This window comes from Hymenobacter guriensis (assembly GCF_015773195.1).
GTDB classification, from domain to species: Bacteria; Bacteroidota; Bacteroidia; order Cytophagales; family Hymenobacteraceae; genus Hymenobacter; species Hymenobacter guriensis.
Genome location: NZ_JADWYK010000012.1, coordinates 66,153 through 92,529, shown reverse-complemented (window position 1 = coordinate 92,529; position 26,377 = coordinate 66,153). Strand labels below are relative to the sequence as shown.

At 58.9% G+C, this 26,377-nt stretch carries 22 protein-coding genes; 6 read left to right on the top strand and 16 right to left on the bottom strand.

Translation table 11 applies throughout. From position 1 onward, the window contains the following. The first annotated feature begins 102 nt into the window (after positions 1 to 102). Complete coding sequence (locus tag I5L79_RS17525; RefSeq protein WP_196956370.1) at positions 103 to 768, top strand: uracil-DNA glycosylase; 666 nt, start codon at positions 103 to 105, stop codon at positions 766 to 768. 171 nt (positions 769 to 939) lie between these two features. Here the strand turns inward: I5L79_RS17525 and lepB are convergent, their stop codons facing one another. The 6 genes from lepB to I5L79_RS17495 all read right to left on the bottom strand — a co-directional run bounded on the left by lepB (position 940) and on the right by I5L79_RS17495 (position 7,414). Beyond that, positions 940 to 2,112 (bottom strand): signal peptidase I, encoded by a 1,173-nt coding sequence (gene lepB / locus I5L79_RS17520; protein ID WP_196956369.1) that lies wholly within the window; start codon positions 2,110 to 2,112, stop codon positions 940 to 942. Positions 2,113 to 2,266: 154 nt separating this feature from the next. Further along, positions 2,267 to 2,986, bottom strand: coding sequence for a 4-hydroxy-tetrahydrodipicolinate reductase (gene dapB, locus I5L79_RS17515; RefSeq protein ID WP_196956368.1), 720 nt, complete (start codon positions 2,984 to 2,986; stop codon positions 2,267 to 2,269). Next, entirely contained in the window at positions 2,987 to 3,619 is a 633-nt protein-coding gene (locus I5L79_RS17510) for a DUF5683 domain-containing protein (protein ID WP_196956367.1), read from the bottom strand. A gap of 7 nt (positions 3,620 to 3,626) precedes the next feature. Further along, a complete protein-coding gene (locus tag I5L79_RS17505; protein WP_196956366.1) occupies positions 3,627 to 4,574 on the bottom strand; it encodes a ParB/RepB/Spo0J family partition protein in 948 nt (315 codons plus the stop codon). Between the two features lie 206 nt (positions 4,575 to 4,780). Further along, on the bottom strand, positions 4,781 to 6,361 hold the full coding sequence (locus I5L79_RS17500; protein WP_196956365.1) for a PA14 domain-containing protein: 1,581 nt from the start codon (positions 6,359 to 6,361) through the stop codon (positions 4,781 to 4,783). Positions 6,362 to 6,607: 246 nt separating this feature from the next. Beyond that, entirely contained in the window at positions 6,608 to 7,414 is an 807-nt protein-coding gene (locus I5L79_RS17495; RefSeq protein ID WP_196956364.1) for a ParA family protein, read from the bottom strand. Between the two features lie 141 nt (positions 7,415 to 7,555). Here I5L79_RS17495 and I5L79_RS17490 point away from each other — a divergent pair, with 141 nt between their 5' ends. Further along, positions 7,556 to 9,223 (top strand): ABC transporter substrate-binding protein, encoded by a 1,668-nt coding sequence (locus I5L79_RS17490; protein ID WP_196956363.1) that lies wholly within the window; start codon positions 7,556 to 7,558, stop codon positions 9,221 to 9,223. A 77-nt stretch (positions 9,224 to 9,300) separates the two neighbouring features. On the opposite strand, the gene I5L79_RS17485 is transcribed toward I5L79_RS17490, so the two are convergent. The 3 genes from I5L79_RS17485 to I5L79_RS17475 all read right to left on the bottom strand — a co-directional run bounded on the left by I5L79_RS17485 (position 9,301) and on the right by I5L79_RS17475 (position 13,913). After that, positions 9,301 to 9,807, bottom strand: coding sequence for a DUF6438 domain-containing protein (locus I5L79_RS17485; protein WP_196956362.1), 507 nt, complete (start codon positions 9,805 to 9,807; stop codon positions 9,301 to 9,303). Positions 9,808 to 10,065: 258 nt separating this feature from the next. Continuing rightward, positions 10,066 to 11,889 (bottom strand): membrane protein insertase YidC, encoded by a 1,824-nt coding sequence (yidC, locus tag I5L79_RS17480; RefSeq protein ID WP_196956361.1) that lies wholly within the window; start codon positions 11,887 to 11,889, stop codon positions 10,066 to 10,068. A gap of 380 nt (positions 11,890 to 12,269) precedes the next feature. After that, entirely contained in the window at positions 12,270 to 13,913 is a 1,644-nt protein-coding gene (locus I5L79_RS17475; protein ID WP_196956360.1) for a CTP synthase, read from the bottom strand. A 301-nt stretch (positions 13,914 to 14,214) separates the two neighbouring features. On the opposite strand from I5L79_RS17475, the gene I5L79_RS17470 reads away from it, so the two are divergent. Next, the gene (locus tag I5L79_RS17470; RefSeq protein WP_196956359.1) at positions 14,215 to 14,655 is read left to right on the top strand and encodes a hypothetical protein; all 441 of its coding nucleotides are present in this window, start codon (positions 14,215 to 14,217) and stop codon (positions 14,653 to 14,655) included. 449 nt (positions 14,656 to 15,104) lie between these two features. Here I5L79_RS17470 and I5L79_RS17465 read toward each other — a convergent pair whose 3' ends face one another. Next, positions 15,105 to 16,541, bottom strand: a complete 1,437-nt coding sequence (locus tag I5L79_RS17465) for a Gfo/Idh/MocA family oxidoreductase (RefSeq protein ID WP_196956358.1) — start codon at positions 16,539 to 16,541, stop codon at positions 15,105 to 15,107. Positions 16,542 to 17,087: 546 nt separating this feature from the next. Between I5L79_RS17465 and I5L79_RS17460 the strand changes: the two genes are divergently transcribed. After that, positions 17,088 to 18,440 (top strand): D-alanyl-D-alanine carboxypeptidase/D-alanyl-D-alanine-endopeptidase, encoded by a 1,353-nt coding sequence (locus tag I5L79_RS17460; protein ID WP_231403182.1) that lies wholly within the window; start codon positions 17,088 to 17,090, stop codon positions 18,438 to 18,440. On the opposite strand, the gene I5L79_RS17455 is transcribed toward I5L79_RS17460, so the two are convergent. From I5L79_RS17455 to serA, 4 genes are all read right to left on the bottom strand, one after another. Next, a complete protein-coding gene (locus I5L79_RS17455; RefSeq protein WP_196956356.1) occupies positions 18,437 to 18,937 on the bottom strand; it encodes an FG-GAP repeat protein in 501 nt (166 codons plus the stop codon). The two genes, I5L79_RS17460 and I5L79_RS17455, sit on opposite strands and share 4 nt — an antisense overlap. A gap of 146 nt (positions 18,938 to 19,083) precedes the next feature. Further along, complete coding sequence (locus I5L79_RS17450; RefSeq protein WP_196956355.1) at positions 19,084 to 19,998, bottom strand: hypothetical protein; 915 nt, start codon at positions 19,996 to 19,998, stop codon at positions 19,084 to 19,086. Between the two features lie 9 nt (positions 19,999 to 20,007). Next, on the bottom strand, positions 20,008 to 21,036 hold the full coding sequence (locus tag I5L79_RS17445) for a hypothetical protein (protein WP_196956354.1): 1,029 nt from the start codon (positions 21,034 to 21,036) through the stop codon (positions 20,008 to 20,010). A 27-nt stretch (positions 21,037 to 21,063) separates the two neighbouring features. After that, complete coding sequence (gene serA, locus I5L79_RS17440; RefSeq protein ID WP_196956353.1) at positions 21,064 to 22,965, bottom strand: phosphoglycerate dehydrogenase; 1,902 nt, start codon at positions 22,963 to 22,965, stop codon at positions 21,064 to 21,066. A 142-nt stretch (positions 22,966 to 23,107) separates the two neighbouring features. On the opposite strand from serA, the gene I5L79_RS17435 reads away from it, so the two are divergent. Beyond that, positions 23,108 to 23,809: a hypothetical protein gene (locus I5L79_RS17435; protein WP_196956352.1), complete on the top strand. Its 702-nt coding sequence runs from the start codon at positions 23,108 to 23,110 to the stop codon at positions 23,807 to 23,809. A 91-nt stretch (positions 23,810 to 23,900) separates the two neighbouring features. Here I5L79_RS17435 and gloA2 read toward each other — a convergent pair whose 3' ends face one another. Together gloA2 and I5L79_RS17425 are read right to left on the bottom strand one after the other, a co-directional pair. Next, positions 23,901 to 24,290, bottom strand: a complete 390-nt coding sequence (gloA2, locus tag I5L79_RS17430; RefSeq protein WP_196956351.1) for an SMU1112c/YaeR family gloxylase I-like metalloprotein — start codon at positions 24,288 to 24,290, stop codon at positions 23,901 to 23,903. Between the two features lie 33 nt (positions 24,291 to 24,323). Next, a complete protein-coding gene (locus I5L79_RS17425; RefSeq protein ID WP_196956350.1) occupies positions 24,324 to 25,034 on the bottom strand; it encodes a DUF421 domain-containing protein in 711 nt (236 codons plus the stop codon). Positions 25,035 to 25,236: 202 nt separating this feature from the next. Between I5L79_RS17425 and I5L79_RS17420 the strand changes: the two genes are divergently transcribed. Further along, positions 25,237 to 26,247, top strand: coding sequence for a transglutaminase-like domain-containing protein (locus tag I5L79_RS17420; protein WP_231403181.1), 1,011 nt, complete (start codon positions 25,237 to 25,239; stop codon positions 26,245 to 26,247). Positions 26,248 to 26,377 lie beyond the last annotated feature (130 nt).

Genomic DNA, 26,377 nt, shown 5'->3' with positions numbered 1-26,377 from the left:
GCAAAGCGGTGGAATGAAAGTAACACCCGGTTGCGGAATTTGGTTTATCTACGCAAGTCCGAATGCCTCGGCCCACTCCAACCGACCAGAAATGTTATTCCAATGACGGTAAAGATAGAAGAAAGCTGGCGCAAGGCCCTGCAGCCAGAGTTTGAAAAGCCTTATTTCCAGCACCTCACCACGTTTCTGCGCGGGGAGTACGCCACGGCCACCGTGTACCCGCCCGGCCCTCAGATTTTTCACGCCTTCGAATCCTGCCCTTTCGACGCTGTGAAGGTGGTTATTCTGGGCCAGGACCCCTATCACGGTCGCGGTCAGGCGCACGGCTTGTCGTTTTCGGTAGCAGAGGGGGTGCGCACGCCGCCGTCCCTGCAAAATATTTTCAAGGAGCTGCAGGAGGATATTCCGGCCACGCCGCCGCCGCCCAACGGCAATCTGGACCGCTGGGCCCGGCAGGGCGTACTGCTGCTGAATGCCACGCTCACGGTGCGTGCCGGGGAGCCGGGCTCTCACCAGAAAAAAGGCTGGGAGCAGTTCACCGACGCCGCCATTCAGCAGGTATCGGAGCAGAAGGAAAACGTGGTCTTTATTCTATGGGGCGCCTACGCCCAGAAGAAGGGCGAAATCATCGACACCAGGAAGCACCTGGTGCTCAAGGCCGCGCACCCCTCGCCCTACGCCGCCGACCGGGGCTTTTTCGGCTCCCGACCCTTCAGCCAAGCCAACGCCTACCTCGCCCAGCACGGCCAGGAGCCCATCGTGTGGTAGCCGGAACCACGGATTCGCTCGGATTCATCGGATTACGCGGATTTTGTAGTTGGTGCAGTCGGCAGCTGTTTCATGAGGAGTAGCAACAAAAAAAGCCTCGCACTGTGCGAGGCTTTTTTTGTTGCTGGACAATCGTCCACAAAATCCGTGGAATCCGAGCGAATCCGTGGTTTAATCGATGAGGTGGAACAGGCGGCTCCAGCGGATTTTGCTGAAGAAGCTGGGGGCGTTGGGGTCAACGGAAAGCCAGATGAGCACCGCTTTGCCCACAATGTGGTCGGCGGGCACAAAGCCCCAGAAGCGCGAGTCCTGGGAGTTGTGGCGGTTGTCGCCCATCATGAAGTAGTAGTCCTGCTTGAAGGTGTAGCTGGTCAGTGCCTGGCCGTTCTGGTAGATGGTGCCGTTCTGCCAGCTGATGCCGGGTACATGCTCATACTGACCGATGATCTTGAAATAGATACCCGCGTTTTCGGGCGAAATCTGCACGGTCTGGCCTTCCTTCGGAATTTGCAGCGGGCCGTAGTTGTCGGCGTTCCAGGGGCGCGTAGTGGCACTCAGGGGAGCGGCGGCCGGAAAGTCGACTGAGTTGGGGAACACAGCCGGGTCGGGTACGCCGGCCGGCAAGCGCTGCTCCACAAGGCGCTTCACGAAAGGCTGCTTACGCAGGAAATCAGCCGCTTCTGTGGTCATGTGCACCGGGCTGTAAAACACCGTGTCGCCGGCGTAGCCGGGCATAGGCACGCCGTTGGCCGCATCGTACTCCACAATGCCCTGCTCACGGAAGATTTCCGGCCGTACGGGTGCATCGGTGTAGAGTGAGTAGCTGGTTTGCAAGTGAGGCGGGTTAGTGGCCGGCTTGCCGTTGATGTATGCCTGGGCCTGGCGCACTTCTATCTGGTCGCCGGGAATGCCAATACACCGCTTGATGTAGTTGGTGCGCAAATCGGCGGGGTGCTGCTTCTCAAAAGGTACATTGAAAACCACCACATCGTTGCGCTTCACTTCCGAAAAGCCGGGCAGACGATGGGAAGTCAGCTGAATGGCATCGGAGTAGCTCGGAATGTTGGTGCCCCAGATGGTCTGGTGCGTGAGGGGTACCTGCAAGGGCGTCTGGGGCGTGCGCGGACCGTAGTGCAGCTTGCTCACAAACAGGTAGTCGCCCACCAGCAGTGAGTTTTCCATGGAGGGCGTAGGGATGGTGTACGCCTCGAAGGTGGCCCAACGGATGAGTGTGGCGGCCACTACGGCAAACAGAATGGCATCACCCCACTCGCGGGCTACGCTTTTGGGCTTTTTAGGAGCGGTTTCCGTTTCGGGACGTTTGTCCCAGAATTTTACGGCCATGAGGTGAATGGCTAAATGGTTATATGGTTACGCGGCTGCATGGTTAAGACAGGTAAGAGTTGAGGGCGGCCCGCTGCTGCGCCTGGAACAAAAGCAAAGCGGGCAGGCTGGAAAAGCAATAAGTCAACAATCAGCCATTCAACCACAAACCCATTTACAGTCCCAACAAATCTTTCATCCCAAAAATGCCGGCCTTGCCCGGCAGCCACTCCGCGGCCAGCATGGCGCCCTGGGCAAAGGCGTCTCGGCTGTGGGCTTCGTGGCGCAGCTCTATGGTGTCGAGGGCGGAGGTGTACGTTACCTCGTGCGTGCCTACCACTTCCCCTTCGCGCTCCGACAGCACCGCCAGCTCGTGCGCGGCCGTGGTGGGCTCGTTGCGCCAGGTGGTTTTAGTAGGGAAATGCTGCATGATGCCCTGAGCGGTGGTAAGAGCCGTGCCGCTGGGCTGGTCTACCTTGTGTACGTGGTGAATTTCGCGTACCCGCACGTCGTAGCCGCCAAACTGGTGCATTTTGGCCGCCAGGTACTCGTTGAAGTGAAAGAACAGGTTCACGCCCACGCTGTAGTTGGAGGCATAAAACAAGCCCGTGCCCGTTTGCTGGGCCACGGCGCGGGCCTCCTCGAAGTGATGCAGCCAGCCCGTGGAGCCACATACTACCGGAATACCCTGACGCAGCGTAGTTACCACGTTCTGGAAGGCCGCATCGGGGTGGGTAAACTCAATGGCCACGTCGGCCTGGGCCGGAGTGAAATCGGTGATGCGCACGTCTGGCCGGGCCGGGTCCACGATGCCCACAATCTGGTGGCCGCGCGTCTGGGCCTGGGCTTCCAGTGCCCGTCCCATTTTGCCGTAGCCAATCAGCAGAATCTTCATTTACTTCTTGTTGGATTTCAACGTAAGGGAAACCGCCACGCCGGGCGTATAGGGGGCCGTAGGCACACGCAGCACATCCGGCTGCCACTGCAGACTCAGGTCGTCGCTGATGTCGAAGTCGCGCAAATGTGCATCTACTAAGGCGTCCACGATGTTAAGGGTATACGCCACGGCCGAGTAGGCTATCCAGATGTCGCGGCCTCGGCGAAAACGGTCTAATTTGACGCGTACGTTGTCAGCTGAAGTTTCCTTGCTGGAATTGGGGCCGGGGTCCGGGTTGCCGCGCTTGCGCGCCTCAAGGCCGATGGAGTACTCTTTGTAATACTTTTGGTAGACCAACTCGGTGCCAATGGTAAAGCCCAGCGCCCCATATACCAGCGGCAACTTCCAATATTTACGGTTGTAGATCTGGCCCGCACCGGGCAACATAGCCGACAGTAGCGCCGCCTTTTTAGGCCGCGTTACGTGCCAGCCCAGAAACTTCTCGGTGCGGCGGCTGGAGTCCTTTACCGCTTTGGGCGCCGACAGCTGTGTCGAATCGGGGCCGGCCGTTACGGTTTGAGCTTGGCCCGCGTGGGTTAGCAGCCCGGCGGCCAGCAACACAACCAAAAAAACACGCGGGTTCGAGGCCATAAGGAAGTTATGCTGGTTGCAGAATGTGCAGAATACGCTGCATGTCTTCTACCGAGTCGAAAGCAATTTTGATTTCACCCCGTCCCTGTGGACCTGGCTTCACCATCACGCGGGAGCCAAACCGCTCCGACAAATGCCGCTCCGTGCGGCGCAGCTCAGCCACCGGAATGTGCAGGCTCTGCTCCTCCGTAGGCTGAGCCTCGGGTGTGCCCGGCTTGGCCGTGCTGCCCCCGTTGCGCACCAGTTGCTCCACCCGGCGCACCGACAGCTCCTCGGCTACAATGCGGCGAAACAAGGCCAGTTGCTGCTCAGTGTCATCAATGCTGATAAGCGCCCGGGCATGGCCCATGGATATAACCGCGTCGCGCAGGCCAATCTGGATATCAGGCGGAAGCTTGAGCAGGCGCAGGTAGTTGGTTACCGTCGAGCGGTTTTTACCTACCCGGTCGCCCAGCTCTTCCTGCTTGAGGTTGCACTCGCTCACCAGGCGCTGGTAGCTAAGCGCAATTTCGATGGCGTTAAGGTTTTCGCGCTGAATGTTCTCAATCAGGGCCATTTCCAGCATCTGCTGGTCGTCGGCCTTGCGGATGTAAGCCGGAATGGCGTCCAGACCGGCCAGCTTGGAGGCCTGCAGGCGCCGCTCCCCACTGATGAGCTGGTAGGCGTTGGTGCCCGTCTGGCGCACCGTCACGGGCTGGATGATGCCTTGCACCTTGATGCTCTCGGCCAGCTCCTGCAGGGCATCCTGGTCGAAGTGGGTGCGCGGCTGATAGGGGTTGGCCTGGATCTGGCCCACCGGAATCAGCCCCACCGAGTTGACGGGGTGCGACACCAGCCGCTCGCTCTTTTTCTCGTAGCTGCCTTCAATCAGGGCATTCAGGCCCCGGCCCAGCCCACCAATTTTACGCTTCGGTGCCGCTGCCGGCGTCGACTTCTCTTCGGGTTTCTCTGACATACCTGCAATGCGCTTTCACCCAACTTCGGGCAAAAGCAGGATTCAAAAATACATAAACGCCGGGGAAGGTCAGGAAATTTTGTTGGCCCCGGCCGGAAGCGACCTGTGTAAGGTTGCTCGAGATGCCCTGGCGTAAAAAAAGCCGGGCCGCCCTATCGGCTGATAGGGCGGCCCGGCTGGTACGTAAACCCGGCGCTGGATTGACTTTATTCAGTGGCACTGGCCCCGGTAGCCGTAGCGCTGGGCTGCCGGATCAGCAGCTGATGGCGCGTGGTGGAGGTGCCTACCGTGAGGTGCAAAGAATAGTCGCCGGGGGGCAGATCGGTAAACTCCAGCGTCTGAAGCTGGGTCCCCACGGGCCGGCGCCGGTAGTCCGACACGCGCACTACGGCGCCCTGCTGGCTGTAAAGCACCCACCCTACGGGCGTTTCCTCCTTAAGCGTATAGGTGAGCTGAGCTACTCCGTTGCTGGGATTAGGATAGATGCTCATGTTGTTGGTGCCGATACCCGGCCGGTTTACCGCCAGGCGCGAGAAGTCGGTTTTGGGCGGCGTTATTTTCTGCAGCTTCCAGTGCTGGTTTTCATTGTCGCGGTAGCGCCACTGTTGTACGCCGCTGTCGGTAGAGTCGCGGGCAGTGAGTGCCTTGTTGCTGTGCTTGGCAATGATTTTATAGTAGCCGCTGTCTACGGGCTCGATGCGCCAGATCTGGTTGTTGCCGCTGTAGTAGGGCCACAGGTTCATGGGCGTGCCGTTGGACGTAGAGCTGCCCAGTACTTCCAGCACCCGGCTGTTGCCGGGCACCATCAGACGGTAGAAGCCATTGTTCAGGCTCTCGATGCGCCACTGCGGCGTGGTGCTGGGCTCTACGGCCGTGCCCACAGGCAGTGGCTGGTAGGCGCGCATATTGGGGCGGCTGGGGTCATCAACTTCCAGCGGCCGACCCGTAGTGCGCGAGGTCAGGATATAAATAGCCGGCTCCAGCGGTGGCGGTGGGGGCGGGGTAACTTTGGCAGGCTTCTCGGCTTTAGCTACCGGTTTCTCCGCTTTGGCAACGGGCTTCTCGGCTTTGGCTACCGGCTTGGCAGGCTCCGGGGCTGGCTTGGCGGCAGCTACCACCGGGGTTTTGGGCACCGGGGGCTTGCGCTCTACTTTTTCCTTTTTCTTGGCCGGGGCAGCCGGGGCCGGAGCTGGAGCAGCGGCGGCTACCGCCGGGGCCGTGCCGGGCTCCGGGTCGGGCATCAGGGTAGAGCCGTTGGGATACAGGTTCCCGGTCGGAATAACCTGCGGCGCGCGGCCGGGCGGCATCCACTGGAGCTGAAATTTGGCGTCGCCTTCGCCCGCCGCAAATTCCAGCTTGAACGTGGTCTTTTCGTTGGCCGCCAGCTGAATGAAGCCGTCCCCGCTGTCGGCTTTGCGGCCGCCCCAGGTGTCCAGCACCTTGCGGCCGTTCACCCACAGGCGCACCTCGTCGGTGGTTACGGCTACGAAGCGGTAAGTGCCCGTGGTGGGCGCGGCCAGCAGCCCTTCCCAGCGAATCGAAAAGTAATCGGCTGGGATGTTCGGGGCCGGCGGATTCATGCCCCAGCGGAAATCCAGGGTTTTATCGATGCGGCGCATGGCGGGTGAGCCGGCCAGCGTGCCGTTGTTGAAGTAGCTGGCCGTGAGGCCCGTGCCGGCACCCTGCGCGGGCGCCGCCGAAACCACCGGCGCACCGCCGGCCGTTGCTACTGCCGCGTCGACCACACAAAGCCCGGCTACCAGTGAACAGAGTACTAAAGAACGCACAGCAAGGAAACGTTTGAAAGGATGATGGGCCGGAAAGGCTCCTGTCGGAGACCTGAATTTACTGCTTATCAGTTAGTCAGCCCAATTTTTACGGGAAGAAACTGGTGAGTATCCTACGGGTAGGAGCCGGTAAATGGCTAACAGGACCGGCAAATACATTTTTTGGTGGGCAGTTGCCGGAAAAATTCGGGCAGCAAGCTCAACCATAAAAAAGCCCCGGCCGGAGCCGGGGCGCTATATAGTTGGTTACGCCGCGCTGTCCTCGGCGGCTTCCGGCGTAGCGTCCACCGAGTTCTTTTCCACGATTTCGCGGGCCAGGTTCAGGTAGCTGATAGAGCCCTTGCTCTCGGCGTCGTGCAGGATAACGGGAATGCCAAAGCTGGGCGACTCCGAAAGCTTCACGTTGCGCGGAATGATGGTATCGAACACCAGCTGCTGGAAGTGGAGCTTTACTTCCTCTACTACCTGGTTGCTCAGGCGCAGGCGCACGTCGTACATCGTGAGCAGGATGCCCTCAATCTCCAGCTCCTCGTTCAGGCGGCTCTGAATAATTTTGACGGTATTCAGCAGCTTGCCCAGGCCTTCGAGGGCAAAGTACTCGCACTGCACCGGAATAATGACGGAGTGCGCGGCCGTGAGGGCATTCACCGTGATGAGGCCCAGGGAAGGCGAGCAGTCGATGATGATGAAGTCATACTGATCGGCCAGGGGCCGCAGCGCGTCTTTCATCTTCTCTTCCCGGTTGGGCAGGTTAATCATTTCCACCTCGGCGCCCACCAGGTCGATGTGGGAAGGCATGAGGTCGAGGTGGGGCAGCACGTTGGTTTGCAGGATGATGTCCTGGGCATTGATGCCGTCCACCATGCACTCGTAGATGCTGTTCTGGATATCCTTCGGGTCGAAGCCCACGCCGGAGGTGGCGTTGGCCTGCGGATCGGCATCCACGAGCAGGGTCCGATACTCCAGCGCTGCCAGGGAGGCCGCGAGGTTGATCGAAGAGGTGGTTTTGCCCACCCCGCCCTTCTGATTGGCTACCGCAATGATTTTTCCCATGTGGTTAAAGCTGTTAGCTACTAGCGGTTAGCCATTAGCTTATCTCAAATTCAGGCAGAAAAGAAAGAGCTGCCCCGGGTGCAGAGCGCATTGGGCAGACCGGGTACCTTTGCTACAAATATACGTGATTCCGCCTTTCCCATGCTTTCGACTTTGCGCCCGGCTACCGGTTCTGTGTTCGTGCTGCTTGCTGCCCTGGCTTCCTGCTCGGGGCCGGCGCAGCCCACCGACAGCCGCCGCGTGTTTCGCTACAACCAGCCCGAAAGCCTGACCTCGCTGGACCCGGCCTTTGCCCGCAACCAGGCCAATACCTGGGCCGTCACCCAACTCTACAACGGCCTCGTGGAGCTCGACGACTCCCTCAAGCCCGGCCCCTCGGTGGCCCGGCGCTACGCCATTTCGCCCGACGGCAAAACGTACACCTTCTGGCTGCGGCCCGATGTGTACTTCCACGATTCCGAGGTTTTTGCGGGCGGCAAGGGACGGCGCGTCACGGCTCCGGATTTCGTGTACAGCTTCAAGCGGCTGCTCGACAAAACCACGGCCAGCTCCGGAGGCTGGATTTTCCGGGGCAAGGTGATTGAAGATGCCCAGGGCGAGCCGCGCGACACGGCCTTTGTAGCCGTAAACGACTCCGTGCTGCGCATTCATCTCAAGGAGCCGTTCATTCCGTTTCTGGGCATTCTGACGATGCCTTACGCCTACGTGGTACCGCGTGAGGCCGTGCAGAAGTGGGGCAAGGACTTCCGGGAGCATCCGGTGGGCACCGGGCCGTTCCGGTTCAGGGAGTGGGACGAGGGAAACGCCATCATCTACCACCGCAACCCTACCTACTGGAAAAAGGATGCCCGGGGTCAGCGGCTGCCATACCTAGACGCGGTGCAGATCAGCTTTATCCAGGACCGTAAAACCGAGTTCCTCACCTTCATGCAGGGGAAGCTCGATTTCCTGAGCGGCATCCGCAGCGGCTCCCGCGACTTAATCATGTACCCCGACGGTACTATTCGGGAAGACTTCCGGGGCAAGTTCCGGCTGCAGAAAGTACCTTATCTGAACACCGAGTACATCGGCATTCAGCAGGACCCCGCCAACCTGCGCGGGGAGGCTGCCAACCCCGCCCTGCGCGACAAGCGGGTGCGCCAGGCGCTGAATTATGCCCTCAACAAGCCCGAGTTTCTGGCCTATTTCCTCAACAACGTGGGCAAGCCGGGCTCGTCGGGCTTTGTGCCCGCTTCGCTGCCTTCGTTCAGCCAGCAGCTGGTGCCGGGCTACACCTACCAGCCCCAGAAAGCGCGGCAGCTGCTGGCCGCCGCCGGCTACGGTCCCGGCAAACCCTTGCGCCTGCGCCTGAACACCGTGGCCGAAACCAAGGAGTTTTGCGAGTACTATCAGAAAAAGTGGGCCGAAGTAGGGGTGGAAGTCGACATTGATGTAAACCAGGGCGCGGCCCACGGCGAGCTGGTAGACAATGGCCGCGCTGCCTTCTTCACCCGCAGTTGGCTAGGCGACTACCCCGACGCCGAAAACTACCTGGCGCTATTCTACAGCAAGAACTTCGCCCCGGCCGGCCCCAACAAAACCCACTTCCGCAACGCCCGCTACGACCAGCTCTACGAACAGGCGAACCGCGAGCAGAACGTGCAGAAGCGCTACGCGCTTTACCAGCAGATGGACCGCATTATCGTGGAAGAAAGCCCCGTCATTGCCCTGTACTACGACGAAGTGGTGCGCCTCACCCAGAACAACGTGCAGGGCCTCACGCCCAACCCCATGAACCAGCTGGTACTGGAGCGCGTGCGCAAGGAGTAAAAAGCAGATAGGATAACATCAGCTGAAAAAGCCCCGTCACCATTATGGCAGCGGGGCTTTCTGCTGAAAAGTAAACCTTATTTCTTGGCTACGGCTACGCTCTTTACTTGCCGGTGGATGTACTCCAGAAGCTTCGTCAGCTCGGCGGGAGCATCCACGTCTACCCGCACTTCCTTCATCGTGCCATCAGGCTGGGGCATGGTCAGGTAGGTGGAGGGCACGTCACTGATGTTGGCCGTGTACACGGGCCGCAGCTTGGCAAACCCGATACGGTCGGCCTCGCGGCGGATGTAGGCCACGGTATCGGCGGGGAGGCGCAGCTGGTGCGTACCGGTGAGCGGCACGTTGCTCTGGCCCTCGTACTCCACGCGGCCATCAGCGTAGATGGTGGCCGTATAGGCCGGGCAGGTGCCGAAGCAGGGCGTTTTGCGGAAGATAAGCGCCGGCCCTTCTGACTGGGGCGCGGCTGTAGCCTCAGTCGCCGTACCCTGCGCCGTAAGGTTCGATTGGGCGGCGGAGGTGCTGCGCTGGGCGCAGGCGCCGCTTAGCAGGAAAGTCAGCAGGGAGAAAGCAAGGAGGCGCATAGAGAAGCGGAAGGAAGGTGCGTCGGCGCAGTTGCCAAAAACCAGACCGGAGTTGCGGGCAGGCAAAAGAACGCCGTAGAATACTAAAGAACGTGTCATGCTGAGCTTGTCGAAGCATCTCTACCGCTTCATTGAGTTTACCAAACTACCAAGATGCTTCGACTTCACTCAGCATGACGGTGTTGGCTTTCAAACCGACCAAAAGCAAAACGCCTTTCTGCGCGGGCAAAAAGGCGTTTCGGGTAAAGCGTCAGTTGGTTATTTGCGGCGGGTGGGCTTGCGGGCCTCCGACTCCTTTTCCTGCGCCGACTTCATGGCTTCGGCCAGGCGGGCCTGGAAGCCACCGGGCTTCTTGTCCTTGTTCTTGACTTTGTTGGCGTCGAGCTGGGCGCGGATTTTCTTGTCGTCCACGAAGCGGCGGGTAATGGCCTGCTGGGCCAGCGTCACCACGTTCGAGACGAGGTAGTACCACGTGAGGCCGGCCGAGAAGCTGTTCAGCACAAATAGGAACACCACCGGCATCAGGTAGCTGTAGAACTTCATGGGCCCCTGCATGGCCGTGTTCGTCTGGTTGCTCTGGTAGGTCATGGCCAGGGTCGAAACCGTCATCAGCAACGTAAACAGGCTGAGGTGGTTACCCAGGAACGGCACCGTGAAGGGCAGCTTGATCAGGTCGTCGTAGGTGCTCAGGTCCCGCGCCCACAGGAAAGGCTGCTGGCGCAGCTCAATGGCGTTGGGGAAGAACTGGAACATGGCAAACAGAATCGGAATCGTGAGCAGCATGGGCACGCACCCACTCAGCGGCGATACGCCCACCGACTGGTATACCTTCATCGTTTCCGACTGTTGCTTCATCTGGTCGTCGGGGTACTTCTCCTTGATTTCGTCGATTTCCGGCTTCAGCACTTTCATGCGGGCCTGGCTTTCGTAGGTTTTGTACGTCAGCGGCCAGGTCACGAGCTTGATGAGCACCACCAGAATGGCAATGATGACGCCGTAGGAAGAAATGAACTGCTCCAGCAGATGAAACACCGGCAGCACCACAAAGCGGTTTACCCAGCGGAACAAGCCCCAGCCCAGGTACACGTTGCGGTCGAAATCAGGGGCTACTTCCTTCAGCAGGCTAAAGGAGTTGGGGCCGAAGAAGTAGCGGAAGTGCGCCTTGCCGTTCTGCACATCGGCAATGGGCAGGGTGAGCGTGGAGGTCAGGGTTTTAAGGTAGGTCGAGTCGGCCAGGTTCACCGTGGAGGCAAACTTGCCGGTCGAGAAGGGCGTGCCGTCGGCAATGAGGCCGGCTACGAAGAAGTCGTGCTTATGGGCCGCCCACTTCACGGGCTCGTTCACTACCACTTCCTCGGGCTTTTCGGAGGCTTCGGCCAGGGCGCCGTGGTCGTCGGAGGCCAGGTAGTGGTTGATGGTGGCGTGGTTGCGGTTCTGCTTGGCGTCCTGCTCGGTCTGGCGCACATTGTCCAGGAAGGTGAACGTGAGCGGCTGCTGGGCCACGGCGTTCTGCAGGTTTACAAAGCGCAGGTCGTAGCCTACCTCGTACGAATCCTGGGGCAGGGAGTACACCTGCTCAATCTGGCCGCCGGCCACCTGGGCCGTGAAGGTGAGGCGCTGGCCCTGCTTTTTGCCCTCCGTGAAGGCCTGCGCGGCCGAGGGCTGGAAGTTCAGGTCCGAAAGCTTTACGGTTTTGCCGTCGAGGGTGCGGAAGCTGGCGTCGAGCGAGGAGCTGCGGGCATCCAGCAGATCGAGCGGCTGTCCGAAGAAGGTTTTGTACTTATTAAGGCGTACGGCCTGCACGCGCCCGCCCTTCGAGCTGAAGGTGACGGTGAGGTTGTCGTTCTGCAGCTGCGTCTGGCTGGCGGCGGTATCCGTAGCAGCGGCGGCGGCAAAGGCGCCGAGCTTGCGGGCGGCAACGGCTGAGTCGAGCGGAGCGGGGACAGGCGCAGTGGCCGCTTTGGCCGTGGCAGCAGGAGTGGCAGCGGGTTTTTCGTCGGGCGGCGTCGGCTTAAAGAAAAACAGATACACGATGAACACGGCCGCAATCAAAAAGGCGCCGGTTGCTGAATTTCTATCCATCAGGAAGAGGGTAAGGCAAAAAAGTTGCTGGGCCCGCCCGGCCAAAGCCCGGCGAATCTTCCGCAAAGGTCGTAGTTGTCGGCCGAATATTTTAGGGAATGTGAGTTAATGTGCTAATGAGGGTAATGTGCTGAGGTGCTAATGGAAAAAACGTGTCATTGCGAGGAAGCAGGACATTCCGCGTATAAAGCGGCGTCAATCCGTCCTGGACGAAACCAGCACCGTTCTTCTACCACAAAGCCCCTGACATCAGCAGACGTCAGGGGCTTTTTACATTTCAGGGCTTGGCCCGTTGCTCAGGACGGATTGTTTCGCGCCGCTCGCAATGACAGCTAAGGCATCAGCACATTACCCACATCCCACCACATCAGCACATTAACTCAGACTTTCCGGTGCTGGATGGCGGCCTTCACGAAGCGCACGAACAGCGGGTGCGGGTTCTGCACGGTGCTTTTCAGCTCGGGGTGAAACTGGCCGGCCACAAACCAGGGGTGGTTGGCAAGCTCAATCACCTCCACCAGGCCGGTTTCGGGGTTGCGGCCCGAGGCCACCATGCCGGCGGCTTCGTACTGCTCCAGGTAAGCGTTGTTGAACTCGTAGCGGTGGCGGTGCCGCTCGCTGATGTGGTTACGGGCGTAGGCTTTGGCCGCCTTCGAGCCCTTGCGCAGCTCGCAGTCGTAGGCGCCCAAGCGCATGGTGCCGCCCTTCTGGGTGATGTTTTTCTGCTCCTCCATCATGGCAATGACGGGGTTGGGCGTCTGGGCGTCCATTTCGGTGGAGTTGGCACCGGGCAGGTTCAGCACGTGACGGCCGTACTCCACCACCGCTACCTGCATGCCCAGGCAAATGCCGAAGAAGGGAATCTGGTTTTCGCGCACGTAGCGCACCGCCTCAATCTTGCCCTCGAAGCCCCGCTCGCCAAAGCCGGGCGCCACCAGCACCCCATCCACGCCGTGCAGGAGCTGGGCAATGTTGTCGGGGTTGATATGGTCGCTCTGAATGCTGCGCACCGTCACTTTGCACTCGTTGTGGGCGCCGGCGTGCACGAAGGCTTCGTTGATGCTCTTGTAGGCATCGGGCAGCTCCACGTACTTGCCCACCAGGGCAATGGTAACTTCCTCAGTAGGGTTTTTAAGACGTCCCAGGAAGTCCTTCCACGCTTCGAGGTCGGGATGCACGGCCCCGCCGGTCAGCTTTAGCTTCTTGATAACCCGCTCATCGAGCTGCTCTTTCAGCATCAGCAGCGGCACCGAGTAGATGCTGTCGGCATCCAGGCTTTCGATGACGGAGTTGATTTTGACGTTGCAGAACAGCGCAATCTTGCGGCGCATGTCGGGCGGAATGGGGTACTCGGAGCGGCACACCAGGATGTCGGGCTGGAGGCCGGCCTCGCGCAGGTCGCGCACCGAGTGCTGAGTGGGCTTGGTTTTCAGCTCCCCGGCCGCTTTCAGGTAAGGCAGCAAGGTGAGGTGAATGACCAGGGAGTCGTTGGGCGGCAGCTCCCAGCGCAGCTGGCGCACGGCCTCCACAAAAGGCAGGCTCTCAATGTCGCCGATGCAGCCCCCTATTTCGGTAATCACCACGTCAAAGCGGTTATCCTGGCCCAGCAGCAGCATCCGGCGCTTGATTTCGTCGGTGATGTGAGGCACTACCTGCACCGTTTTGCCCAGGAACGCGCCTTCCCGCTCCCGCCGAATCACGGTGTCGTAGATGCGGCCGGTGGTCACGTTGTTGGCCTGGGAGGTGGGCGTGTTCAGGAACCGCTCGTAGTGGCCCAGGTCGAGGTCGGTTTCGGCCCCGTCGTCGGTCACGTAGCACTCCCCGTGTTCGTAGGGGTTGAGCGTGCCGGGGTCGATGTTGATGTAGGGGTCGAACTTCTGGATGGTGACGCGGAAGCCGCGGGCTTGCAGCAGCTTGGCCAGGGAGGCCGAGATGATGCCTTTGCCCAGCGACGAGGTCACCCCGCCCGTTACGAAAATGAATTTGGCCGTTGCAGCCGGGAGAGTGGTATTTCGGTCTGGCATAACGGGAGCCAAAGGTACGCGAAAGAGTTGGGCGGCGGGCTATGCAGAGTTGGATTCATCTATCGAAGCGTGTTCCATTGACTGCTACTAAGCAGCTAACAGGGTACTATTACGGATGCACACTATGCACGAGGTACATTATCGGGATGCTATTGTATGTTCAATGAATATTGCCGAGTTTGCAGCCATATAGTAGTATTGATCTGGCTATTTCTTACTGCTAAGGGTGATAAAATCAAGCACGGTTTTCGAATTTCTGAGTATGCACTGCGTTAAAAGTATAGTGAGTATAACTTGTTTTTTGCTGCTATCTTCTTTTCAACAAGATAGACCCAGTTATAACTTTCGTATATCAATTCCTGAAACTGATAATAATGTGCCTGAAAAAATAATTGTTAATATTGTAAATAATAGTAAAGAAGATATTTATTTTAATAATTTACTATTCATAATATTTGTTGATAATGAGCAGTTTTATGGGTTTATGAGTAATGCTAGATTTTTTAATAAGAGATTAAATTTGAAAAATAAAGAACAATTCAATAAAGCATTTTTCATCGATTCAATGAATTTCAATAAGAGTGATGTAAACCATCCTAAATCGGTTAAGTTTATGAAAGATAAAATGAAATCTGGAAGAAATGTCAGTATAAAAGCAAGCCTACATGACTGGCAGCTTGTAAATGGTTTTTCTTCGAACTTTAATACGTATTCAAATATTGTTAATTTGAAAGTAAAATAAAAAAGAATGAAAGAAAGTTGATGAAATGATAATGTATCTTTGGTATAGAAAATCAAGTTGTATATGAAAATGACAGGCGAGTTTATAAAAGCCACAATTCTTTCAGTACTGGTTTTCTTTTCGATATCGTTCTTGAGTATCTTACCTCAGATAAATCCGATACGCCTTTACGGAGAGAATGAGCCATATAGGCTTGAAATTGGATTTCCATTCAGGTTCTATGAACAATTCTGGTTAAGTGGTAGTACTATACCAAACTCAGCTTGGATGGTCTCTAACCTGTTTTATGACTGTCTTCTTACTTGGCTAGGAGTAGTAGGAATATACTTCTTGCTGAAGAGAATAACTGCTAATTGGCGCTAGAGCGACTTGGTTGACATAGAGTCAATGTTGCTTTACTTGTGCTGTGCTAGCAGCTACTTTTCTGTATAAGATCAACGCCCCAACTTCTACGCCTCTTTGGGCTCGGGGCCGCGGAAGGCATCCACGCCTTTCACGGCGGTGAGCTTCACCGGCCGCCCTTCCCGCGCCGACTGGTAAATGGCTTCCATGATGCGGTGGTCCTGCAGGCCTTCCTCGCCAGGCGTGTGGGGCTGCTTGTCTTCCAGGATGCACTCCGAAAAGTGGTCCATTTCGGCGGCGAACTGGTTTTTGGTGGGAATAGTTATCTGGTTCTGCATTTTGGCCTTGCCCTCGGCGTGGGAGGTTTGCAGGTGCTGGCCCTGGTAGGCGTAGGCGTTGTCGAGGTGGAGCCAGCCGCGCTCGGCATTCACGCGGTAGAAGCGCGAGTCGTGGGTGTTGTAGTGGGTGACGCAGTTGACGATAACGCCGTCGGGGAAGCGCATCTGCCAGCTCATCATTTCCTCTACTTCTTTGAACAGCGGGTTGCCGGGCGTGCTGTGCATGTAGCCAAATACCTCGGTGGGCTCGGTGCCCAGCACGAAGCGGGAGGTATTCAGGCAGTAGAGGCCAATATCAGGGAGGGCGCCGCCGCCGGCCAGCGCTTTTTTGTGGCGCCAGTGGTCGGGGTTGGCCGAGCTTTGGCTGTTCTGGGCTTCGATGTACTTGGGCTTACCGAACTTCTCGTCGCGCACCATGTCGCGCACCTGCCGGTTGTAGGGCTCATACTGAATGCGGTAGGCCACCATCAGCTTCACGTTGGCCTTTTTGCAGGCGTCAATCATCAGCTCGCACTCCCGGGCCGAGTTGGCCATGGGCTTTTCGCAGAGGATGTGCTTGCCGGTTTTGGCCCCCCGAATTACGTACTCGGCGTGCAGGGAGTTGGGCAGCACAATGTAGATGGCCTGCACCTCGGGGTTGTCCTTCAGCTTTTCGTAGTCCTGGTAGCTGTAGCAGCTTTCGGGCTTGATGCCGTACTGCGCGGCTACCTTCTTCAACTTCTCGGGCGAGCCGCTCACCAGCGCCACCGGCTTCGACTTCTTGCACTCCCCAAACGCCGGCAGCAGCTCTTCCAGCGTGAGGTGCCCCAGCCCCACCAGCGCATAGCCCACCCGCTTATCCGGCGGCAGCGGCGTCGGCACCGGCCCCGACTGCGGGTCCACGTCCGATTTCCACTGCTCCAGCTCTATCGGCTTGCTTACCTCCGCTGGCACCTTGGCTGGCGGCGACACGGCCTCCGACGATGGTACTTTCTGCCCGCCCGGCGCGGTATAGGTGGTAGCTTCTACTTCCGAGGCCGGGGTGCCCGTGGTCGGCGTGGCGTCGGCCGCCTTGGCATCCGGGGTGCCCGACTGGCAGCTGGCGAGCGTGGTAGCCGCCACGCCCACCGCCAGTCCGCGCCCGGCCAGACTCAGAAACTCCTTGCGCGACACTTCCTGCCCGGCGTGGCGCAGGACGGTATTCAATAGTTCGTTGGTGAGGGCCATAGAGCAGAAAGGCGTTGGTATTGAGGTAACGTGTAGGGCCAGGGTAAGCAGGCGACGGGAAATGACAGTATTACCTGCTTCTCCAGAACGGAATCTGCTGAACGTTGCTACTTGGTTTACCCGACCCGGCGGGAAAAGGTTGACCTGCCAGTCTCGACCAATACGCCCCATAGCTGCTATAGCAGCAGGGTAGGGGAGTGGGGTTCTATGACAAATTCTGGAACCAGTGTATTGAGGTTGTAGAGACGCATACTTGCGTCTCCTTGTTGAACTGCAGCCGGTGCAGATAAGCAGGAGCAAGTGTGCGTCTCCACACTGTAGCTACCGAGAGTAGAGCAATATGACTTCATATGACGCTTCTGTGACCACAGCAACTGACCTTTCCGCATTTTGAAAATTATTTTAACCTTTAACTAATTGATATACAGATATAATAGATAGTATTGCGAAATGAATACTTGACATTGTATTAAAGTAAAGATTTAATTAGGCGTGCTGAATGCACAAACAGCCAGCGCCTAAGCTTATAAACGGGCGCACTCTGCCATGGGCCGTCTGTATCTGCTTCTCCTGTTTATACTTGCCTTCACCTGTAGCCCGGCCAGAGCTTCCGGCGACGAAAACGCGGAAGCTGAGGTAGCTTTGCGGAGCGGACCGCACTGGCTGCATAGGCTCATCAGCCGCTCCCCGGTGCTCCAGCAGCATCACGTGGGGGTGAGTTTAGTTGATGTAGCCACGGGGGAGCGGGTGTACCAGCTGAACGAGGAAGACTACTTCGTGCCGGCTAGCACCATGAAGCTGTTCAGCTTCTACGCGGGGCTGCACCTGTTGCCCGACTCCCTGCCCAGCCTGCGCTACGTGGTGCGCCACGATTCCCTGATCTTCTGGGGCACCGGCGACCCTACCCTGCTGCACGGCGACGTTCCCTCCAACCGGGCCTTCCGGTTTCTGCAAAGCCGCCCCGAAAAGCTGTTCTACATGCCCATTCCGTGCGTGGATACCTTCGGGCCAGGCTGGAGCTGGGACGACTACAACTACTACTACCAGCCGGAGCGCGGCCCTTTTCCCATCTACGGCAACACCGTGCGCTTCTACGCCCGCGCCGGCCAAAGCCAGCCGCGGGTGCTGCCAGCCGTGTTTACGGCCAGCGTGGAGCCGGCCCCGGCCCAGTACCGCAGCACCTCCGACCACGTGCGGCGGTCTGTACTGGAAAACCGTTTTTTCGTGCTGCCCAGCCAGAAAAGCTGGATTGACGAAACGCCTTTCCGGACCAGCACCGGCCTGCTGATCTCGCTGCTGCAGGATACCCTGCGCAAAAATGTGGGCCAGTTGCCTTGGCAGCCGGGTTTTGTTGGGGCCGATATGCAAACCGTAAACGGCCTGCGCGCCGATTCCTTGTACCGGCGCATGTTGCGGGTGTCCGACAACTTTCTGGCCGAGCAACTGCTCTTGATGTGCTCCACGCAGCTGGGCGCCGATTCGCTGAGCACGGAGCGCGTTATCCGGCAGGTGCAGCGCCAGCTCCTCACCGACTTGCCCGACACCCTGCGCTGGGTAGATGGCTCCGGTCTGTCGCGCCTGAACCTGACCACGCCCCGCACGCTCACGGCTTTGCTGCTGAAGCTACACCAGGAAGTGCCCGAAAAGCGCCTGTTCGACTTGCTGGCCGCCGGTGGGCGCCAGGGCACCCTGCGCCGACGCTACCGCGACCCGCGTGGGCTCTGGCTCTGGGGCAAAACCGGTACGCTCACCAACATCCATAACCTGACGGGCTACCTGCGCACTCGCAAAGGCCGCGTATTGGCCTTCAGCTTCCTGAACAACAACATTCCCGGCGACGATACGGCCGTGCGCAACGAGATGGAGCGGATCCTGACTCAGGTGCGGGAGCGTCTCTAGCAGCTCTGGTACAGCCAGCGGTAGCGGGTACCCGTCCAGTAAAGCACGCCGCCTTTTTCTCCATCCGAAAATTCAATGGCCGGGTAGCGCAAGGTAACGGGACGTTCCCGTAGCGTTTCCTGCTTGTCCAGGTACACCTCGTACGTCTTCTGCTTGGTGAAAAGCTTCCACTGGTTAGCCCAGGCTAAGTTTCCTTTAGGAAGCTCATCAGTCGGGTTGCTGGTAGTACCAATCATGAACGGCGCGGCCTGTCCCTGATGGAAGATAATAACGCCCTGGCTGCCGGTAGCGCGCCAGACTACGGGTATGGCCACATCTACTTTTCCGTCTCCGTTGAAGTCAGCTTGCAGCAAGGCAGTGCGCAGATAGTTGTTGCGGCTGAATGTTTGCTCAAGCTTTTGCTGCTGCCACTGAACCTGCGCCCAGGCGGGGAAAGCCGTGTGTGGTGGCTTGGAAACCAGTAGAGGCAGGTAAAGAAGCAAGGTAAAGGGTATCATATACATATAAAGTATACTTTGCTCGGTAAAGAGCATGCGCTTCTTCTGTAAAGAAAGCGAATCATCGGCGGTAGATAATAGTATAGCAAATATGCGCCTTAACGCTAGGGATTAGTGAAAGCATTTATGTAGGGCTAGATAAATTTTTAGAAAGGTAGTTCTTCCGTCTGTTCATGAGGAGTTTTAAACATCTCAGGTTGGCGCTTAAGCAATAGCGTATGTTGCGCAGGAGTCAGAAATATATACCCTTCGCCATCCAGGCAAGGATAGAGCTTCCCCGCCTGCTTCTGCGCATTTAAAGCGTGATTTATCAGATCAATAAATTTGCTGTCCAACCAATCAGAATGCACCGTAAGCTTGGTTCGGTAAACGTGTCCATTCAACCAAAAGCTATAGGGAATGGTCGGTTGAGTCGGAAACTTGGTGCCGAAGCCATCCTGTATAGCAGTCGGTACGAATAGGCCGCGGGAGATAGCAGCTAAAGCCTGGGTATGCGCCGCGTAAGGATAAGGCGGATTTGCTGACTCCCAATCGAAAGCATATATAACTTTCGGATAACTGAGCAAGACTTCAGCCACACTGGTCTGGAGCCCACTCAAGGCGGCTTGGCGGCCCTGGGTCTTTTCGGCCGCAGATAAATGGGAGAACAGGCCCAAGGTGGTGTACCAATCCAGCAGTTTCTCAACGCTGGCTGAATTATAGCGGTTGTCGTGTGATTCCTGGGATAGGAAATAGCTGCCGGTGCCCCATAGCTCACGTTGCTGCGCAGTCATAATCAATAGACCCAGTCGCTCATTGCCGTACACCGATTGAGCGTCGGGTGTGTGGGCTAAGTAGAGACGCAAAGGCGAGTTTTGGTCTGCCAGCCACTGGTTGATGCTAGGGTGAAAGGCTTCGCCCACCTCTGCGCCTGTGGGAGCAGCAGCCTCTGTACCATCCTTGCGCAGGTAGCTTTGCAAGAAAGTGTTTTCGTATTGCCTTCCGTGGGCCTGAAAGCGAAGGGTTGTTTCTTGCCGCAGTAGATCGGTGCCATCATTGTGCGCCTGAGTTGTCACCTGCAAGTCATTGTACTAGAAATCCGGTAGCAAGCTCTGCACATGCGCAAACAATGCTGGATACAGCTTCTGGGGCAGCCGTGGCAGATTTTGCAAGTCGAGTATGCGGCCCTGCTTGCAGTATCCCACGATTTCAAACGGGCTTTTTAACTCATAAGGGCGAGTATCCCGGTTGAGTTGCTGTCGTTGCGCCGGACTCAGCTGCCCTGTTTTCTCCAATTGGTCGAGCCAGTGCCCTTGCCGGATTTGGTCTTGGGCATATGTAGCCCGGCGCTGCATCAGTTCGGCAGCGGTTTGACATACCTGCGCTTCTGTTTGCAACTCGCCTTGCTGCAATTGTTGCCGAATCTGCTGGTGAACGACTGTTGTTATTAGCTGTAGCGCCAGCAAGTCGTCAGCTGTGCGGGTGCGGGTTTTGCCGAACACGCTGCGCTGCTCACTTATCCAATGCTGAGTGCCCGGCTCGCCACCCAGCGGCGGATAAATAGTCCAGCCTTGCAAGAGCACAGAATCTTCTGTGGGAACAGCATCTTCTATTTTCAGGCGGGCCGGAAGCTGCTCATACTGCCAACGCAGTAAGGCGGCGGTGTCGCCGTTGAAGCGGGTCAGTTCCTGTGCCTGCTGGTCTAGGGCCGCTTTTCGTTTGGCTTCAGTCGCGCTATCAGGAGGAGCAAGACCTTGGCCGGCAATGTAAATGTCACTGAGGTAATCGGTTATTCCCCTGTCATCGATTTCTGAGGGGAGAGTTCGGTAGCTGAATTCTGCCTGGAAAGCCTCGGCGCAAAAAGCCAGAATGGTAGCTTGATTGGTTACGTGATGTTCCTGCGTGGTCTGCTGAATGGGGTCGGTCTGCTCGTACTTCAGCAAACCCAAGCGAATACGGCGCAGCAGCTCATCGCGCCCGGCTGCGGTAAGAACATGGCGTTGGTAAAGCTGGTCAGCCGTAGCAGAAAAAGTCATAGGCGTAGGTTTCTGCAGCAGCCAGCCGGCAGTTGCTGCCACCAGCGCAAGACCTAGAAGTCCTATAATCGGCAAGGCTTTCATAAGATTTTGCGGCCCGCTGCAGGAGGCCTAGTACAGCACCCGGAACTTGATGGTGTGCTCTACTTTGCGCAGCTCGCCGATAACCTCCTGTTCGTACTCCTTGTCGATGTCGGTGATGACGTAGCCGATGTGCTCGTTGGTTTTCAGGTACTGGCCGAGAATGTTGACGTGGTGCTGGGCCAGCACGTTGTTGATACGGGCCAGCACGCCGGGCACGTTGTGGTGAATGTGGATGAGGCGGTGGGCCTGCTGCTCGGGCAGCTGGATGTTGGGGAAGTTGACGCTCTGCTGGGTGTTGCCAGTATTTACGTACTGCATGATGCGCTCCGGCACGAACTCGGCAATGTTGCGCTGGGCCTCGGCCGTGCTGCCGCCGATGTGGGGCGTGAGCAGCACGTTAGGCAGGCCGCGCAGCTCGCTCTCGAAGCTTTCCTGGTTGGTTTTGGGCTCGTAGGGAAACACGTCAACGGCGGCCCCGCCCAGGTGGCCCGAGCGGAGTACGGCCGCCAGTGCCGGCACGTCCACCACGTGGCCGCGGCTGTTGTTGAGCAGCAGGGCGCCGGGCTTCATGAGGGCCAGCTCGGCGGCTCCGATGAGGTTGGTGTTGGCCGGACGTCCGTCTACGTGTAGGGTAACAATGTCGGCCTGCTGGAGCAGCTCCTGTAGGGTGCGCACCTTCACGGCGTTGCCCAGCTGCAGCTTTTCGGCCACGTCGTAGTAGAGCACCTGCATGCCCACCGCCTCGGCTACCACCGAAAGCTGGGAGCCGATGTTGCCGTAGCCGATAATGCCCAGCTTCTTGCCCCGGATTTCAAACGAGCCTTTCGCCGACTTATCCCACTCGCCCTCGTGCATTTTGGGGCTTTTCTCGGGGATGCGGCGGGCCAGCATGATGATTTCGCCCAGAGCCAGCTCCACCACCGAGCGGGTGTTGGAGAACGGGGCATTGAACACGGCCACACCCTTTTTCATGCAGCCGGCCAGGTCAATCTGGTTGGTGCCAATGCAGAACGCGCCAATGCTGATGAGGCGGTTGGCCGCGTCGAGCACGCGCTGGGTCACCTGGGTTTTGGAGCGGATGCCCAGAATGCTCACGCCCTCAATCTGCTCTACCAGCTCGTCTTCATCGAGGCCGCCGGGCACGGTGTCCACCTGGTAGCCTTCCTGGCGGAACAGCTCGGCGGCGCGCGGGTCGGGGTTTTCGAGGAGCAGGACGCGGATGCGGTTTTTGGGGTACGAGAGGGTCATCGGAAGCTTGTTCTGGTAGAGAAATTCGTCGAAGGAAGGCAGCACCTCGTCGGCGCGGGCCACTACGGACGCCCGGTGCACGTTTTCGGTGAAGGCGTAGAACCGGTCAGCCAGGCCGGCCTCCCGAATCTGGTAGTCGGTGTACCCGTCGCCGAGGGCGTACACGGGGCCGTTGAGGTCGAGCTGGCGCAGCTGTAGGATCTTGCCCCCGTCGCGGCTGAGCACGTTGTCGGCGTCGAAGCCGGTGATGCGGCCGTCGGCGTCGAAGGTGAAGGTGTTGGCCAGCACGTGGTCCGCATCAATGCCGAACTCGGCCACGACCGGCTCGATAAACTCCCGGAAGCCGCTGCTCACGATGTACACCCGCCCCGGAAACTGCTCGAAGAAGCCGCGGTTGCGCCGGATGCTCTCCGAAACCTTCCCTTTCAGCCGCTCCACCAGCAGGCCAATATGCTCGCGCCGGGCCGGCAGCAGCGCCAGCCGCTGCTTCAGGGACTCCGAAAAGCTCAGCTCCCCGCTCATGCCCCGGTCGGTGAGGGCCCGGATGGCGCCCACCACTTCCTCCCGGTTGGGCTGGCCGGTGAGGGCAATGTCGGCCAGCTCGTCCAGGCCTTCTACCTGGGTAAATGTGCTGTCGAAGTCGATGATGAGGTAGGGGAGCGGTGTGCGGGGTTCGGGCATGATGGGGGCAAGGTAGAACGCAACGGGCAAATACGGGCAAGCCGGCAGCGGGCCGTTCTACGATTTCAAACTGAAACCCGCCGATTCCAGCAGCTTATGCAACGAAATGGCTGCCGCCCGAATCCTACTAAAAACCACTGTTATGAAACCACTTCTTCTCGCTACCTCCCTGCTGCTACTGCCGCTACTGGCTTCCGCCCAGCAAGTTGAATGGTCAGGACAACTGACCACGGGTGTGGCCGCTTTCCGGGGCGCTTCGGCCGAAAGCTCTTCCGCCATCAACGTAAACGACAGCAGCCCCGAAGCTTCGTACACCAACAACCCCTACGGCAGCCGTTGGGGCCTCTCGTACGGGGCGGCAGTGCAGGGCCAGTTTGTGGGCCGGCGCGGGTTGCTGCTGGGCGCCCAACTGGGCTACGATCTGCTACGGCCCGCCGTGCGCATTACCAGCGTCAACACGGTGCTGCGGCCTACCAACACTGTGGAGGGTAAAGCCCACCTCAACAACCAGTTCGTTGGGCTAAACCCTTACCTAGGCCAGCGGCTGCGCATGGGCGAGGTGGCGCTGGATGTGACGTTAGGCCTGGAAATAGCGCGCCAGCTAGCTTGCCGGGAAAAGGCAGACTACACCCTCAATGGTAACGACCTGGAAACCGACCGTGACCGTGCCACTCAGTTTTGGGATAATCGGCTGCGGGCCGGGCTGGCTCTGAGCAGGGGGCCGGTGAGTTTGACGGCCAGCTACGCCCACGGGCTCAGCAACTACAAAGAAGGCTGGGTAGGTGGCGTAAATGAGGCCTACATGCGCGTACTACGGCTGGGCCTGGCTTACCGCTTTCACTAGGTCCTGCCCGGCAGGGCTGTACTCAGGCCAGTTGATGGCTGCCCGCAACGCCCCGGCCAATAGGCTGGGGCGTTGTTTTTTGCCGGGCCGCTTACGCCTCGTAGAATTCCAGCGGTAGCCCGTCGGGGTCCTGGATGAAGGTGAAGCGCCGCCCGGTAAACTCATCCGTGCGCAGCGGCTCGGCGGTTACTCCCTGCGCCTTCAGCGCCCGCACAGTAGCTTCGATATCGGCTACGGCGAAAGCCAGGTGGCGCAGGCCGGCGGCTTCGGGCCGGGAAAGGCGCGGGGGCGTCTCGGGAAAAGAAAACAACTCGATGACGTATTGGCTGCCCAGGGCCAGATCCAGCTTCCACGACTGTCGCTCTGCCCGGTACACCTCCCGAAGGACACGCAGCCCTAACACCTCCGTATAGAATTGCCTGGAAACGGCATAGTTGGAGCAGATCAGGGCAATGTGGTGGACGTGGAGCAGCGGCAGCATAAGCGAAAATGAAAGCAGGATAGCACCGGCAAGTTAGGTTATGCGCGGGTCGTTGCAGGCCGTAATCCAGGCATCGTGGTGGCAGACGGTGCACTCCGCCAAGCTGCCTTTAGCCAGCTCCTGCACGTGGCCGCACCGGCAGCAGGCGTGGGGCCCGGCTTCCTCCACCCGGCGGCGCTCCTGGGTTAGCCGCTCCGGCCAAATGGGCAGACCCGGGCGCACGTCCTCGTCGGCAAAGAAAAAGAGGCTGATGTTGCCGGTAGCTTCGATATAAGCGCGGCGAACCTGCCCCAGGTGCTCTACCTGCAGCTGGCGCATTTCCCCGAACAGCTCTTTCTGCGTCAGGTTCTGCTTGTTGAAGTTCTGCAGGTTGATTTCTCCTTCCTCTACCAGCAGCACCGGCGCGCCTTCCAGCCAGTCGGAAAACTTCGGAAACTTCTCGGTAAGCCGGTTGAACAGCAGGTACAGCCCCGATACCAAAACAAACACCACAGCTGCGTGCAGCAGCGGGGTGTCGTGGTAGAGCATGGCATCGCCGGCTGCCGAGCCCAGGGCCAGGATGATGCTCAGCTCGAAAATAGACAGCTGCCGCACCCCGCGCCGGCCCGTCACGCGCAGAGCACCCAGAATCATCAGGTAAACAACCAAGCAGCGCAGCCCCACTTCCAGCAGGAACAGCGGCGGCATTTCATCGGAAAGCAGGATGCGTTGCCAGTCGAATGGCTGAACGGATGGAGAAGCCATGCGGGGCAGGTAGGTCAGAAGGCGAAAGAAACGGGAAGCAGACTGCAGGTGCTAACGTAGCATCCGGCGCTACAGTTGAGCTTCGGACCGGGGCAACGAAAGCAGGGCATGGTCGTACCTTTGCAGGGCCGGTTGCCCCGCAAGGAGGCCGTAGGTGTAGCTCGGGTTATTGATGGGGTACCGGGCCGGTTTTCGTATTCCTATGGATTTAATTTGCTTTCGGTGGCGCGGCCTGTGGGCGGCTTTGCTTTTGTTGATGGTCCTGCCGCATCTGGCCTCCGCCCAGTCCGTCGGGGCGCCGCGTGTGCGCACGTTCATCTTCGAGTACCAGGCCACCGTGCCCGCGGCGCCCCCAGGCACCCACCAGCTGGACATATGGCTGCCCGTAGCCCACTCCGACTCGGCGCAGAATGTGCAGATTCTCCAGCTCGACGCGCCTGGCAAGCACACGCTCACTACGGGCCAGCACGGCAACCAACTGCTGCACCTGCGCCTACGTCGCCCCAGGCAGGCGGTAACCGTGGCCGTGCGCTACCAGGTAACACGCCGGGAGCACCGCGCCCCGCAGCCCACCGCCGGCCGCATACCCATGCAGGACCCCGACTCGGCCCGCTGGCTGGCGCCCGACCGGCTCGTGCCCCTCGACGACCAGATTCGGCGCTGGGCCCGGGAAGTGGCAAGTGAGGCCCACGCCGAAACCCCGCTCGACCAGGCCCGCGCCGTCTACAACCACGTGGTGGCTACCGTGAAGTACGACAAAACTGGCCAGGGCTGGGGCCGCGGCGACATCTACTACGCCTGCGACGCCCGCCACGGCAACTGCACCGATTTTCACGCCCTGTTCATTGGCTACTGCCGCGCCCTGGGCATTCCGGCTCGGTTCAGCATCGGCTTTCCGCTGCCCCCGGAGCGTGGCTCGGGCGAGGTGAAGGGCTACCACTGCTGGGCCGAGTTCTACACCCCTCAAACCGGCTGGGTGCCCATCGATGCCTCTGAGGCTGCCAAGAACCCCGCCCGCCGGGAGTACTACTTCGGCACCCACGATGAAAACCGCGTGGAATTCACCCGGGGCCGCGACCTGACGCTCACTCCCCGGCAGCAGGGCGCCCCGCTCAACTACTTCATCTACCCCTACGCCGAAGCCGACGGCAAACCGCTGGAAAACGTGCAGCACTCCTTTCGCTACCAGGACGTGCTGGCTGAAGAGCTGTAGGTAAAGGCAACGAAAAAGCCCGTCATACCCCGCAGGTTTGGGGCATGACGGGCTTTTCGGTTAACGAGCACTTGTCCTGCTGAGCGAAGTCGAAGCAGCTCGCGTGCCGACGTTGCAGTCGTAAGCCAAC